The sequence below is a fragment of the Pseudoalteromonas sp. TAE56 genome (assembly GCF_000497955.1).
Classification (GTDB): domain Bacteria; phylum Pseudomonadota; class Gammaproteobacteria; order Enterobacterales; family Alteromonadaceae; genus Pseudoalteromonas.
This window is the reverse complement of record NZ_AUTN01000157.1, coordinates 45038-59315: the sequence shown is the minus strand read 5'-3', so window position 1 is coordinate 59315 and position 14278 is coordinate 45038. Positions and strand designations below refer to the sequence as shown.

General features: G+C 37.0%; 10 protein-coding genes and 1 pseudogene. 6 read left to right on the top strand and 5 right to left on the bottom strand.

The genetic code is table 11. From position 1 onward, the window contains the following. Positions 1-39 precede the first annotated feature (39 nt). Positions 40-1068 (top strand): annotated as a pseudogene (locus L656_RS01000000122470) (IS110 family transposase). 558 nt (positions 1069-1626) lie between these two features. Beyond that, complete coding sequence (locus L656_RS0120180) at positions 1627-1821, top strand: (2Fe-2S)-binding protein (RefSeq protein ID WP_002960627.1); 195 nt, start codon at positions 1627-1629, stop codon at positions 1819-1821. Positions 1822-1886: 65 nt separating this feature from the next. Here the strand turns inward: L656_RS0120180 and bfr (L656_RS0120175) are convergent, their stop codons facing one another. The 5 genes from bfr (L656_RS0120175) to L656_RS0120155 all read right to left on the bottom strand — a co-directional run bounded on the left by bfr (L656_RS0120175) (position 1887) and on the right by L656_RS0120155 (position 7504). Continuing rightward, a complete protein-coding gene (gene bfr / locus L656_RS0120175; protein WP_024593101.1) occupies positions 1887-2351 on the bottom strand; it encodes a bacterioferritin in 465 nt (154 codons plus the stop codon). 12 nt (positions 2352-2363) lie between these two features. Next, a complete protein-coding gene (gene bfr, locus L656_RS0120170) occupies positions 2364-2834 on the bottom strand; it encodes a bacterioferritin (RefSeq protein ID WP_002958985.1) in 471 nt (156 codons plus the stop codon). A gap of 457 nt (positions 2835-3291) precedes the next feature. Continuing rightward, the gene (locus tag L656_RS0120165; RefSeq protein WP_024600555.1) at positions 3292-5427 is read right to left on the bottom strand and encodes a TonB-dependent receptor; all 2136 of its coding nucleotides are present in this window, start codon (positions 5425-5427) and stop codon (positions 3292-3294) included. 73 nt (positions 5428-5500) lie between these two features. Further along, positions 5501-6571, bottom strand: a complete 1071-nt coding sequence (locus L656_RS0120160; RefSeq protein WP_024600554.1) for a PepSY-associated TM helix domain-containing protein — start codon at positions 6569-6571, stop codon at positions 5501-5503. Between the two features lie 57 nt (positions 6572-6628). Then, positions 6629-7504, bottom strand: a complete 876-nt coding sequence (locus tag L656_RS0120155) for a cation diffusion facilitator family transporter (protein WP_024600553.1) — start codon at positions 7502-7504, stop codon at positions 6629-6631. A 257-nt stretch (positions 7505-7761) separates the two neighbouring features. On the opposite strand from L656_RS0120155, the gene L656_RS0120150 reads away from it, so the two are divergent. The 4 genes from L656_RS0120150 (at position 7762) to L656_RS0120135 (ending at position 14231) form a co-directional block, all read left to right on the top strand. Beyond that, a complete protein-coding gene (locus L656_RS0120150; RefSeq protein ID WP_024600552.1) occupies positions 7762-12525 on the top strand; it encodes a PAS domain-containing protein in 4764 nt (1587 codons plus the stop codon). A gap of 12 nt (positions 12526-12537) precedes the next feature. Next, the gene (locus L656_RS0120145) at positions 12538-13020 is read left to right on the top strand and encodes a GNAT family N-acetyltransferase (RefSeq protein WP_024600551.1); all 483 of its coding nucleotides are present in this window, start codon (positions 12538-12540) and stop codon (positions 13018-13020) included. Positions 13021-13100: 80 nt separating this feature from the next. Then, positions 13101-13607, top strand: coding sequence for a hypothetical protein (locus L656_RS0120140; protein ID WP_024600550.1), 507 nt, complete (start codon positions 13101-13103; stop codon positions 13605-13607). Between the two features lie 12 nt (positions 13608-13619). Then, a complete protein-coding gene (locus L656_RS0120135; RefSeq protein WP_024600549.1) occupies positions 13620-14231 on the top strand; it encodes a superoxide dismutase in 612 nt (203 codons plus the stop codon). The last annotated feature ends 47 nt before the right edge of the window (positions 14232-14278 follow it).

Sequence of the window (14278 nt, the reverse complement as noted above, 5' to 3'; positions counted from 1 at the left end):
TTCTACACTTAGGTAGAAATTTTTTTTCGGAGTTCAATTATGAATAAGTTAAGACTTGGTGTCGATTTAGCTCATAAATTAATACAAGTTTGTAGTTCTACAAATAATAAAGTGCACTCAAATAATGAGATGACACTGCAACAATTTAGTGATTACTTGGTATCGCTTAGCCCTTCAACGATTATTTTTGAGGCCTGTGCGAGTGCTAATTATTGGCATCAATTTGCAACTTCACTTGGTCATAATTCCTTACTAATATCTGCGCGATTAGTTATGTCTGTTCGTCAAAGTCAAAAAACAGATAAAAACGATGCTTTGGCTGTTTTACAAGCATCGCTGTTACCAGATGTTCACTTTATTACTGCAAAATCAATTAATGAACAGCAAGCGCAATCAATGTTCAAATTGAGAGAGCACAGTGTTAAACAAAAAGTAGCGCTTAAAAATCAACTCACAGGTTTACTGCGTGAATTTAATATAAGCAGTGGTCGCTCAATAAGTTAGTTTGTAGGTACAATCCAAGATACATTGGAAGATGCCGAGAATGGTTTTTGTGATGCATTTAGAAAAATGCTTAAAGTATCATTGGATTTATATTTAACGTTAATTGAAGCAATCGCGACCTATGATTTAGCATTGGCTGAATGGGTTGATGAAACACCAAGCTGTAAAAAACTAATGCGCCTAGAAGGGGTTGGGATTTTAAATGCCATTCATTTTTTTATTAATTTGTCGTCGGGTGAATTAGCCAGGTTTAAAGCGGGCAAAGATGCCGCTGCTTGTATAGGTTTGACAACGACTCAGCACAGCTCTGGTGGTAAAGTAAGTTTAGGTAGAATAAGTCGGCGTCGAAATACAACATTACGTAGTTTACTGATTACAGGTGCAATGGCTGTCATCCAACAAGTTGTTAAGCGAGAGCCAAAAACAAGTAAAGAGCGCTGGCTTAAAGCGTTAATAGAACGACGAGGAAAAAAGTGTGCAGCAGTCGCATTAGCCAATAAAACGGTTAGAACCGCTTTTTCTTTAATCAATAATAAAACAGAATATAAAGCTGTTTTATTATAAAAAAATCAAACATCAGCTTTAGCTAAATTAACAACATGTTAGACGACACAGTATAGCCACAAGAGCGAAAAGCTCGTTAACAAGAAGAGTGCTCTAACACGCGAAATTATCTTGGAGTCGAGGTAGCGCCTCATTTAGAACTCGTACATAAGAAAGCGAATTTATTTAGTTAAAATAGTTGTTGAAAAATGGGAGTCCACATAAGTGACTATGAAGCCACCGTCCGCAATTGGCACAAACCGGAAATCACCCCTCCATAAATTCCGTATTTATACATTAAGGTTTTTAAAGCCTTAATGTAATTAATTTGCAACCATTCAAATATTTAGCTAAACCGAATTTTACTTACATTTAAAGTGGGCTTTAATTAACAAAGCTCGATTTATGTACTATACTTTATTTCAATTTAGGCTTTTTCAGCGGTTGAAAAATTTCGACTTAAGTGGCGCGGGCCAAAAAAAATTCAAATAATACACATTTTTTCAAATAACAATTGATAACCATTTTCGTTTAGATTAGTATGCACATACTAAATGAAATTGAGAGTGGTTTGTATTCATGTATATTTGTCTATGTCACGGTGTGACTGATAAAAAAATTGAGCAAACAATTGACGATGGTGCAACAACCATGCGTGAATTAACTAAAGAGCTTAAAGTAGGCAGCCAATGCGGTAAGTGTTGTGGTTGTACTAAAAAGATCCTTAATCGCAGACTTATTCAGATTGCGGATGTGACGGATCAAGTTGCTTAATTACATATAAAATTTAGATATAAAAAAAGCAGCTTTTTAGCTGCTTTTTTTATGCTTGTTACTATTTACAGTTGAGACTGCAAGTAGTTTTTAATGCCCGTATTTTTAATAAGTAATTGTTGGGTTTCTAACCAATCAATTTGCTCTTCTTGCTCATTTAAAATGTGGTCAAGGGCTTCACGGGTAATATAATCTTTTTTGCTTTCAGCCAGTTTAACTGCGCTTTGTAACTCACCAATAGTATCAAGTTCAAAACTCATGTTAGCTGCAATCATTTCTTCGCTGTTTTCACCAATACGCAGTCGGCCTAGGTCTTGAAGATTTGGTAAACCTTCTAAAAACAAAATACGTTCGATTAAACGATCGGCGTTTTTCATTTTTTGAATAGATACTTTGTAATCTGCTTTGTCTAGTTGAGTGAAGCCAAAATCTTTAAACATGCGTGCATGTAGAAAGTATTGGTTAATACCAACAAGCTCATTAGCGAGTACTTTATTAAGCGCTGCAATAACGTCTTTATCGCCTTTCATAATATGCTCCTACTAAGCCATTTGTGCTTGATGATAATTTTCAGAACCAATCTTATCAATTAAGCCAAGTTGTTGCTCTAACCAGTAAACATGATCTTCTTCGGTATCAAATAACAGTTTTTCTAAAATGCTACGAGATTGATAATCTTGTTGTTCTTCACATATTGCGATAACGTCTTTAACACACGCAACTACTTCAAGTTCTAGTGTTAAATCGTTTTGCATCATGCTTTTTACGTCGTTACCGATAAGTAAATCACGGCGCTTAGTCATATTTGGTACACCTTCTAAAAACAAGATGCGCTTAATAAGCCAGTCTGCGTGATCTTTTTCTTCTTCCATTTCGTGGTTAAGGCGCTCGTATAGTTTGTTTAAACCCCAGTCGTCATACATGCGCGAGTGTATAAAATACTGGTCGATTGCTGCTAATTCGTTAGCTAACAATGTATTAAACGCATCGATTACTTTTTGATTACCTTTCATGATAAATCGCCTTAACTATTTCAATTGTATGCAGTGTAGTACAAATAGCCTATATTGCAAGTTTTCTCTATAAAAATCATTGCGTTACTATTGGTTTTGATTCTTATTTAAGTTTGCGTTACTGCTTGGTTTATGGACAGTTTTTTATTTGCATTAGCATCTAATAGACGCCTTAAATAAAAAAGTGAGACGTCTATTTATGTGGGATTTGTTAATTAACCTGAACTCTGGATAATAAATCTATCTCGAGCAGCTATTTTCAGCGCTAACTGCGTTGAATTTACTTGCAATAGGCTAGCTATTGACGCGTAAAGTCGCCTTGTTTTCACTGAGAATCTCTGGCTAGAGAAAATCAATTTAAATATCTCCATGATTCTATACGTCAGTAAATCTCTTAACCAGAGCTCAGGTTAAGCATATAGGCATGCAGGGCATGCCTATAGTGTGTGTTTATTTGTTAAAATTGGTATGTAGCACCCAATGTTGCAGTTGTGCCTAATCCTTTAATGTTGTACCCACCGTAAGTATATGCTTGTGCGCGGGCTGGGTAGTAATCACTATTGAAAAGGTTTTCTATTCCCAAATAGCCACTCCACTTGGCGTTAACATTGTATTGGCCACTTAAGTTAAATGTGTTGTAGCTACTAACAGGGCCCTGATCGCCGGAGTATTGCCCTTGTGCGTTTTTATCAAAGCGCTTTCTGTCGCCTACGTATAAAAAGCTCATTGCAAGTGATAGTTCGTCATTTGTTTGCCATGTTACATTAGCTGTTGCTTTAGGTGGGCTAATTTGGCTTGCGCCTAAATAGTCATCTGTCTCGGTGTTTTTACCTTCAACATAGCTGTAAGTAGCACTTAATTTAAGGTCTTGGGTAATAGTGTAGTTAACTAGTCCTTCGTAACCCCATATTTCTTGTGGTGCACGCACGGGTTCGTAAACACCCGTTACTTCATTATATTCACTACTTGTACCAAGCTCTGAGGTACTTCTGTAAAGTGCAAATTCAAAACGCACGTTTTCAAACTGTGAGGTAAAACCAACTTCGTAATTATCGATTATTGAAGCTTGGGTTTGAATAAGCGCAATATCTTCAACGGTCGCAGAGCGAAGTAGGCGACCAATATCAGAAATGTCAGAGCCCTGTGAGTAACTAAAAAATGGACTAAACGCCTCTGTTAAATTGTATTTTATACCAGCGTTATAGGTTGTCGCGTCGTAATTAATACTGTCGCCACGCACACTCAATGGCACTGAGCATTGTGATTCGGTTCTGCACAGTTTTAATGTTTGATAATCACTTACGCTCAAATCGATGCTTTCGTTTCTTACGCCTGCTTTTAGGATAATATCATCGTTTATTACCCATTTTGTTTGTAAAAAGCCGGCAATACTTTCCATGTCCATTTCTGGCACCCACACTCGGCCATCTACTAAAGGTTGCGATGTTTTATCGTTTAAGGCATCAATGCCGTAGATTAGGGTGGCTGTTACATTTTCAAAATCAAACTGGCTATTAAACGTGGCTCGTGCACCTTGTTTATCTGACTTAATAACCGATTGACCACCGCTGTAACCTTCATCAAGATTGGCTAAAGCGGTTGAGAAAAAGAACACGTTTTCTATATTTTGTTTATATAGATCGAGGGTCATTTGTGTGTTTTCAAACAGCGCGTAATCAACATATTTTAGGGTTATATTCTCGTTGCCTTCAGGGCCTTGCGGTTTACCTTGTTTTTGAAGCTCTAAAGGGACGTGTATAGCGTATGTTTTTTCCCCTATATTGCCATCGCCAGTCACATCGCCTAAGTCTGTTTTTTGTTGTGAGCTGTAAAAGTTGTAGCTAAACTGAAGTTGTTTTTCGTCGTCAAAATCGTAACTTAACTTTGTAAAGTAGTTTTGAGTTTCAGAATCAGATAAACCATATTGCAAGCCTAAAATATCGCCCTGTGCATCGCGTTGTACGCCGTTTTCTTCATAGCTTGCTGTTAGTAGATAGCTTAGTTTATCAAGTTTACCGTTCACTGCTGCTGATATTCTACCGCCGCCACTTTCTGCTAACTTAACAGCGCTAAAGCGACTTGAAATACTTATTTCGCCTTCCGGTTTACCATCACTACGCGCTTGTTTTGTTATGTAGTTAATAATGCCACCTGAGGCACCATTACCATAAATAGAGGTTGCTCCTTTTATGACTTCAATGCGCGCTATTGCGCTTGCGTCTAACGTTTTTACACCTAATGAACCATTACGAAGAGGGGTTGATTGCGGTACGCCATCAATCATTATTAATGGCGCGCGACCACGCAGTGTTTGTCCTGAATTACTTGAGCTGCCAGTGTTAGGTGCAAGGCCTGGAACCATTTGCGCGAGTAAACTCCCCAGCTCTGAGCTTACTTTTAAATGCTGCTGTATTTGTTGCTGATTAATAACGGTAATTGAGGCTGGTACTTCGTCAATGCTTTCTGATATTCGGCTGCCAGATACAATCACATGCTCTAACTGATCAGAAGTGTATTCATTTTTATTATTTTCATTTGCTAACGTGTTAGCACTTATTGCAACAGCAATAAGGCAAAGCGAAGTTTTTAACATGGGAGGGTCTTAGTTGATAATAAGTTGCGTAATGGTAATTATTATCAACTAATGACGCAAGTGTTAATGAGATTTATTTCCATTTTTGGCGTTTTAACCAAAAATACACACCGCTTACAATAAAAAATGCGAGTGAAAGGGCTATTAATAACCATAAAAACTGCACTATAGGACCTGCAAAATCACCAATGTGAAATTTATACTTAAAGTTCCATGCTTGTGTTGTGAAGTTGGTTTTACTGGCGTCAAATGAGTTTAATACTTTACCAGTAAATGGGTTAGTCCAAACCCAGCTGTAAGCATGGCTTTCGCCAGGGTTTTGCATTCTCAGTGCAATTGCTTCATCATCTTTTTTAGGCAAGTAAATTCTATATGTTTTGCCATCAGGGAATACGCTCTCGGCATTTTTTATTGCTTCGTTATAATTTAAAACAGCTTGAGAAAGGGGGATTATTTTTGGCGCTTTAGGTCTTTGCTCTACTTTGTTAAACGTTACAAATTCTAATACAGATTGAGTTTGTGTTTTCCAGTTAAATGCCATGCCAGTAAAGGCAATAAGCATAAGGGGTATAAAAAAGTAAACACCAAGCACTGTATGTAATTGATACATGAGCACTCTAAATTTGGCTTTTGGTTTTATAGCTAAACGTTTAACTCTATTTTTTGGTTTTACCCATAAATAAAAGCCCAGTAATACATTTATTAAAAGTAGCAATGCACATACCGACATCCAATTTCGAAAGGTTTTTTCACCCTTACTATTTTCAAACAACAGCCAGCGATGTAAGCCTTGGGCAAACCCATAAATAGTATCGGTTGATTCATAGACGTTTAGTACACTCCCTGAATAGGGATTAACACTAGCGTAGTGTTTATCAGCTAACCTAAACTGCCATGCGGCGTTTGGTGCTTGCTCTGGCATAAAAAAAGTGATTTTTTGCTTAGTTTGAGTTTGTACATTTTGTATAAGCTCATCGTAATGCATAAAAGTAGCTTGTGGTGTTACTTGCCATTTTGCGGGTTCTATTAAGTGCTGAATGTCTTTTGCATAAATCATAACAGCACCGGTTAAGCTCACTATTAATAAAAATAGTCCGCTAATAAGGGCAAGGCCTAAATGAATTCTACGTAACCAAATTTTCAAAAACGGTATCTCATTATGAGTTAATAGTAATATTGTAAATGATAATACGAGCTGTTTTCAATTAAATAGTTGTGTATTTGGTTGGATTTCTATTATGCAATTTTCGATATTATAATTATCGTGTAAAAATATTTTTATGGCTTGCAAATTAATTGCTTGCTGAGTGCTAATAATAAGCTCGCAGTAGCTTTCTTTATCGTCTAATTGCCAAAGCTTAATACTGGTTACCGATTCGATATTAAATTTACTACTAATAGCATCCGATATTGCGTGTGTGTCGATGTTGTCAGGCGCTGCTTGCATTAAAACTTTGCAGCTTTGTTTTAAAAGTAAAATGCCATGATAAATTACATACATAGAAATAAGTACAGTGGCGATTAAATCAACAATATACCATTGATATAAAATAATTAAGGTGCCAGCAATGATTACCACAATAGATGCCATTGCATCTGATACGTTATGAATGAAGGCTGCTTTTATATTTATACTGTGATTTGCACCAGCTCGATAGGTTAAATACGCTGTTGCTAAATCAATCACTAACGCTATTGCGGCCACCCACACAACTATCCAGCCATTAATTGGTTGAGGGTTTAAATAACTCGAAATTGATTCAAAAATTAAATACACACCAATTATTATTAGTGTGCTGCTATTAAAAAGAGTGGCGAGTATTTCAGCGCGTTTATAGCCAAAGTGATGAGTGTCATCAGCTGGTTTATTGCCGATTTTTCGTGCAATCAAGGCTATAAAGATAGCGGCGGCATCACTTAAGTTATGAAGTGCATCTGCTATAAGTGACAAACTGCCCGAAAATAACCCACCAATAACTTGGGCTATGGTTAGTAATACATTAATAAAAACTGCAACGGTGAGCTGCTTATTACTTTGGTTTTCGTCTACATGACTATGTGAATGATCGTGCGCCATTGCCATAATCCCTTCAAATACATTGACTGAATATTGCTTATATCATGGGTGGTTTAAAACAGCTACAGAAGTTGTCGCGTACATGAACGTAATTTTAAGTTAATGATAAAGGCGTATTTTATTAAATGCGTGAATTTAAGTTTGTCGCGCTAAATGTCGAGTTTTTAAGGAGTTTACGGCTCAAAACTTGCGTCTTTATATATTTAGTGCATTAATGTAAGTAATATTAAATGATTAAAAGGTGCTGGGTATTAAGCATGGACAAAGGTTTAAACTTTGGTGAATTAACAGGTAAAGGACAATCTGTTCGAAGTAAGTTAATTATAACCTTTATAATTATAGCTTTAGTGCCACTTTGTATACTTACATGGTTTAGTCTTGAACACGTAAATCGCACCCTTAAACAAAATGCAGACACCGAACTTAACGAGCTTAATAATATAGGCAAGCAATTTGCTGATATTTGGTTTGCAGACCATGTTAAAGATTTATATTTGCTTAGGTCACAACTTGATATTAGCTCTGCTAAAAAACAAAAATTAATAAATCAATTTGTTGAGCAGTATGACTTCGTTAATCATGTAGAGCTTATAGATATAAACCTTGTTAACTCACGACCTTTATCACCTTTTTTTGATGTTATTAAAGAGCAGCGCTTTGACGACATACGCACAGGTATTAAAAATACAGGCAAAATTCAGTTTCGGTCAATGACTGCCTCAGGGCGCGACTATCATATTATTGGCTTGCCAGTATTAAATGATGAAAATAAGTTACAAACAATATTGATCGCAGATATAAATTTAAACGGCTTATTAAATAATTTAAGTAAAATACACGCTGCTAATAAAGACATAACATTTTATGTTATGTACAAAAATAAAATTCAAAAAAGTAATAATTCAGACGATACCCAACCACTATTTTTCTCTCAAAACGGATCACCAACACAACGTGTTTTTACTTATAGTGATAAGAATGAAGTCACTTTATATGGGTATATTAATTCATTAGAGTTTTTAAATGAATCTGGCTGGCAGCTACTCGTATCAAAACCAAAAGAAGTCGCACTACAAGGCGCCAATTACTATAAGCAGCTTGCTGTATTGACTAATACGGGGGCGTTATTGCTTATATTAACGCTGTCTTGGTGGTTTGGTCGCCGGCTTTCTCAGCCTTTAATTAACTTAGCTAAAATTGTTGAAAATATTACAAAAGGCGATTTGGTTAAAGTTCCAATAATAAACGACAGTATAGAGTTTAATCAGCTTTCATTAGGTCTTCGTAAGTTAGTGGACGTAAAAGCAGAGCAACAAAGTATATTACAAAAACAACGTTCGGCACTTCAAATTGCATTAAAACAATTAGCTGAACAAAAAAGCGCATTAGATGAACATGCAATTGTTGCTGTAACCGATTTGCATGGCACTATCACTTTTGTAAATAAGAAATTTTGTGAGATTAGTGGTTTTGATGAGCATGAATTAATAGGCGAAAACCATCGCCTTTTAAATTCGGGAAAACACGAAAAAGAATTTTTTAAAAATATGTATAAAACCCTTAAACATGGCGACATATGGAACGGGCAAATATGTAACAAAGCTAAAAATGGTGATTTTTATTGGGTAGATACGACCATCGTGCCATTTTTAGATGAAAACGGTAAACCACAAAACTATATCGCTATTCGTACTGACATTTCAGCACTTAAATTACAAGAGTTGGAGCTTGAACAGCACAAAACACAGTTACAACTAGTGATTGACTCAACAGCCGTGGGTATTTGGGATTGGTATATCGATTCTAAAAAAGTGACATTTAATAATCGCTGGGCCGAGATTATAGGTTACAAACTCAGCGAGCTTGAACCATGCACTATAGATACTTGGTATACATTTGCTCACCCTGATGATTTAGCTATATCGGAGAGAAAACTTAAAGCGTATTTTGCCGGCGAGATTGACTATTATGTTAGCGAAGCCCGCATGAAGCATAAAAATGGAGATTGGATTTGGGTTCTCGATACTGCAAAAATAGTTGAGTGGAATACCGATGGCTCTCCAAAACGTATGATAGGTACGCATTTAGACATATCTGATCAAAAATCTACACAGCATGAATTGCAAGGAAGTCGAGATAGGTTTGCATCTTTAGTATCAAATATACCGGGCATTATTTATCGATGTAAATTTGATGACAAATTAAGCATGCTTTATATGAGCGACCAAGCGAGTGAAATAACAGGCTATTCGCCTGATGAGTTGATACATAGCGAAGCCATTAACTTTTTTGATTTAATATGCAAAGACGATTCTACAAAAATAAAAGCTGAAATATTAAGCTGTGTCGGCGCCAAGCAACCATGGTCTGTTGAGTATAGAATTACAGCCCGCGATGGTTCCTTGCATTGGGTAAACGAAAAAGGCCAAGCGATTTACGCAGATGATGGCAACATATTGTATTTAGATGGGTTTATTTTAGATATTACGGATCGTTATAACACTCAATTAGAAATAAATCGTCAGCAAAATTTACTCGAATCAATGAGTAAGCAAGGTCAGATTGGCGCATGGGAAATTGACTTAGAGGCGCATACGCTTTATTGGTCTGATGAAGTTAAAGTTATTCATGAGGTACCAGAGGGTTATGAGCCTAGCATAGATACCGCAATTGATTTTTATAAACCAGGAATACACCGAGACACTATAAGTACCTTGTTTGAATGCGCTGTGACTTTAGGTGAAAGTTGGAGTGTTGAGCTTATTATTTTAACTTATTCGGGGCAGGAGCGTTGGGTTAAATCAATGGGCCAAGCAGAGCTTAGAGATGGAAAATGCGTACGTGTTTTTGGCTCGTTTCAAAGTATTGATGCGCATAAGCGACTTGAACTCGAAAGCGAAAAAACAAACAGGTATAACAAAAATTTAGCTGCACTTACTGTTGCCCCTGAAGTACAAAACAGTAATGTAGAGCAAGTTAAAAAGTTAGCAGTTAAATCTATGTGTGAAGTGCTAGATATTGCTCGCGCTTCGGTATGGATTTTTAACGATAAACGGGATGTGATGACATGTCATAGTTTATACATTAAAGGGCAAGGTTTTGTAGATACAAATGCTGTTTTAACTGCTAAAGACTACCCTGCATATTACAACGCCATTTATAAGCAAAACTTAGTAGCTATTGATGATGTTTATACGCACCCAGCAACTGCTGATTTTATAGAAGCGTATGCAAAACCACTAAATATTAAATCGATGCTTGATGCAGTGATAGCAACTGGCGATGGTAATTTAGGTATTTTGTGTGCTGAAACGGTAGACGAGCACCACAATTGGACGCAAAGCGAAGAAACGTATCTTCGATCATTAGCTACTTTAGTGGGAAGCTCTTTAGTTTCTCAGCAGCGTAAAGTAATCAGTGAGGAGTTAAAAGTAGCGCTTGTTAAGGCTGAAGATGCAGCGCTTGCTAAGAGTCAATTCTTAGCAACTATGAGCCACGAAATAAGAACGCCAATGAATGGTGTGCTCGGTATGCTAGAGCTTGTTCAATTAGAATCATTACCTAAGCCAATAGAGACAAAAGTAGACATTGCCAAAACAAGCGCACATTCTTTATTAGCCGTGATTAACGATATTTTAGATTTTTCTAAAGCCGAGGCTGGTAAAATCGAACTTGAAGAGATTAACTTTAATGGACGAGATTTAATTGGCGAAGTTGCTGCCGCGCAAGCATTTACTGCTCAAGACAAAGGCATTGAAATAATTTTAGATTTGTTAGCCTTGGAGCCTTCGCAATTATGTGGTGACCCCGGGCGAATTCGCCAAGTGCTTACTAATTTACTGAGTAACGCCGTTAAGTTTACGGCTAAAGGCGAGGTTGTGGTAAGTGCGAAAATTAATAAAGTGGTTCAAGGTTTAGAATTTGTTGTAAGTGTAAAAGATTCAGGCATAGGAATAAGTGAAGACAAACAACAGCAATTATTTACTCCGTTTTCTCAAGTAGATGCATCAACAACGCGTGAGTACGGGGGCAGTGGCTTAGGGCTTGCCATCTGTAAACAACTTTGCGAGTTAATGGGAGGAGCTATTTCTGTCACTAGCGAAGCAGGTAAAGGAAGCACCTTTACTGCCTCTATAATGCTAACACCGGGAGATCAAAAAGAACGTTATATTCCTAATATTAATATGGAAGAATTAACTGTTTTAGTTGTTGATGATAACGAAACTAATAGAATAGTAATTTTACAGCAGCTTGAACACTGGGGCGCGAAAGTTGTTCTGGCATGTGACGCACACCAAGCACTTGATATGTGTGCGCAGCAATATAAAAGCGAAAATTGCATGTATGATATTGCAGTGCTTGATATGCAAATGCCAGGAATGGATGGCATAGAGCTTTGTAAAGCATTAAAAGCACATGAACATTATAAATCAATGCCACTTGTAATGATGACTAGTATTGCTGGTATGGAAGGCGCTCAGCGCTATTCGGATGCTGGTTTTCAGGCATATTTCCCTAAACCAGTAACCACCGCCGATTTAATTTCTGCATTGTCCGTTATTACGAGTAATGGAGCAGGAGAAGCGCTTCCACTCGTTACGTCAGGTTATATTTCGTCACTCAAAAAAGAAAAGGTACAGGAGTCTTCCCAAATATTATTGGTAGAAGATAATCCCATTAACCAACAGGTGGCTAAATTAATGCTCAAAAAGCTTAATTGTGATGTTACGATTGCCGGGAATGGTCAACTGGCAATTGATATATTAAAAGCTCACGATTCAGGGTTCTTTAAGTTAGTACTTATGGATTGCCAAATGCCTGTTATGGATGGTTTTGCTTCAACCGCGGCTATTCGCAAAGGATTAGCGGGTGAACAGCACAAAAATATTAGAATTATTGCTATCACCGCTAATGCAATGGACTCCGATAAAGAGCGTTGTATTACAGCTGGAATGGATGATTATTTGAGTAAACCTATTCAATTAGATATTTTAAAAGATAAATTAGAGCAGTATATTTAAGGTAAAAATACGATGAGCCAACCCGTTATAATACGTGATGCAAAACCAAGTGACGCAAAAACAATTTTGCACTTTATTACCGAACTTGCCATATACGAAAAAGAACCGGATGCGGTAAAAACCGATGAACAAGCAATTTTAGATACTTTGTTTAGCGAAGGGGCAACCGCGCAAAGCATAATTTGTTTAGAGGGCGATGAGCCAATTGGTTTTGCAGTATATTTTTATAATTACTCTACTTGGTTAGGTAAAAATGGCCTATACCTTGAGGATTTATATGTAAGCCCAGATAGTCGTGGCAATGGTGCAGGCAAAGCCATTATGAAGCACTTAGCTAATAAGGCGATTAGTAATAACTGTGGTCGTTTTGAATGGGTGGTGCTTGATTGGAATAAACCCGCTATCGATTTTTACAACAGTATTGGCGCAAAGCCTCAAAACGAATGGATTATATATCGCTTAACAGGGCAGGAATTATTAGACTTCGCCAAATAGTTAATGAAAATCATTTGCATTTGGGTTGTTGGGTGTGTAAGTTAAATACACACTCAATAATTAAATGTGCAGATGATTATATGATCTCAGGTCAAAAACAGCCCCACCCAGATCTACTCTATCTTGAGCAAGCATTAAGCCCTTGGCAGTCGAACATAATGCAAGGTAATTATGCATTTGAGCAAGGTGCTTTACTCGAAGCACGCGATAAATACTTATTAGCCAAAACGCTTGCGGATCATCTCCTTCAGCAGTTTTTATATGCTCAGATTAATAACAATGCCATTCATGCTATTGAGCATTGTATACCCGCACTTGTTGTTGCGTCGCATAATTTAGCTGATACCTATATAGCTATGCAGCAGCCAGAAAATGCATGTAAATGGCTATGCGAAATACACCTAACGCTTTGTTCTTTAACAAAGCATACTCATTACGATATACAAAAAGTGAGTAAGCATCATTACATTAAAACTTCCTCTGAACTTGTGTCATTTGCACGCCGGTACCCTTCTCTTCCAGAACTGATTGAGCAAGTTAATTTTTGTTTAAGCTCAAACACACCTTCAAACAAACAATTGCACTAAAAAGGACTATTTATGACGTTTACTTTACCTAAACTAGATTATGAATACGATGCATTAGAACCTCATATTGACAGTAAAACGATGCATATTCACCACACACTGCATCATCAAACGTATATCAATAAAGCCAATGCTGCTTTAGCAGATACTGAGTATGAAAACGTAAATGTTGAAAAATTACTTAAGGGAATAAACAGCCTGCCTAGTAATCTGCAAAAAGCAGTACAAGAGCATGTAGGAGGGCATTTTAATCACAGCTTATTTTGGCAAGTAATGAGCCCACAAGGAGGCGGTAAACCTGAAGGTATTGTAGGTCAGGCTATAAATGAGCAACTAGGCGGTTTTGATAAGTTTAAAGAGGAATTTACAGCCGCGGCAATTAGCCAATTTGGTAGTGGCTGGGCATGGTTATGTGTCACGCCAGATAAAAAGCTGATTATACAAAATAGCGCTAATCAAGATAGCCCTTTAATGCAAGGTAATACACCTATTTTGGGACTTGATGTATGGGAGCATGCCTATTATTTGAAGTATCAAAATAAGCGCCCTGACTATATTGCCGCTTTTTATAATGTAGTTAATTGGCAAGAAGTACAAAGGCGTTATTTATTGGCTATTGGTTGAGTGCCGAATATGGCTAGTAATGTGAGTTTTTTTGTATAAGCTAGGCT

Coding starts and splice junctions, on each gene's coding strand:
- L656_RS0120140 (WP_024600550.1), top strand. CDS start 13,101: ATGATCTCAGGTCAAAAACAGCCCCACCCAGATCTACTCTATCTTGAG.
- L656_RS0120155 (WP_024600553.1), bottom strand. CDS start 7,504: ATGGCGCACGATCATTCACATAGTCATGTAGACGAAAACCAAAGTAAT.
- L656_RS0120145 (WP_024600551.1), top strand. CDS start 12,538: ATGAGCCAACCCGTTATAATACGTGATGCAAAACCAAGTGACGCAAAA.
- L656_RS0120180 (WP_002960627.1), top strand. CDS start 1,627: ATGTATATTTGTCTATGTCACGGTGTGACTGATAAAAAAATTGAGCAA.
- L656_RS0120165 (WP_024600555.1), bottom strand. CDS start 5,427: ATGTTAAAAACTTCGCTTTGCCTTATTGCTGTTGCAATAAGTGCTAAC.
- bfr (WP_024593101.1), bottom strand. CDS start 2,351: ATGAAAGGCGATAAAGACGTTATTGCAGCGCTTAATAAAGTACTCGCT.
- bfr (WP_002958985.1), bottom strand. CDS start 2,834: ATGAAAGGTAATCAAAAAGTAATCGATGCGTTTAATACATTGTTAGCT.
- L656_RS0120135 (WP_024600549.1), top strand. CDS start 13,620: ATGACGTTTACTTTACCTAAACTAGATTATGAATACGATGCATTAGAA.
- L656_RS0120150 (WP_024600552.1), top strand. CDS start 7,762: ATGGACAAAGGTTTAAACTTTGGTGAATTAACAGGTAAAGGACAATCT.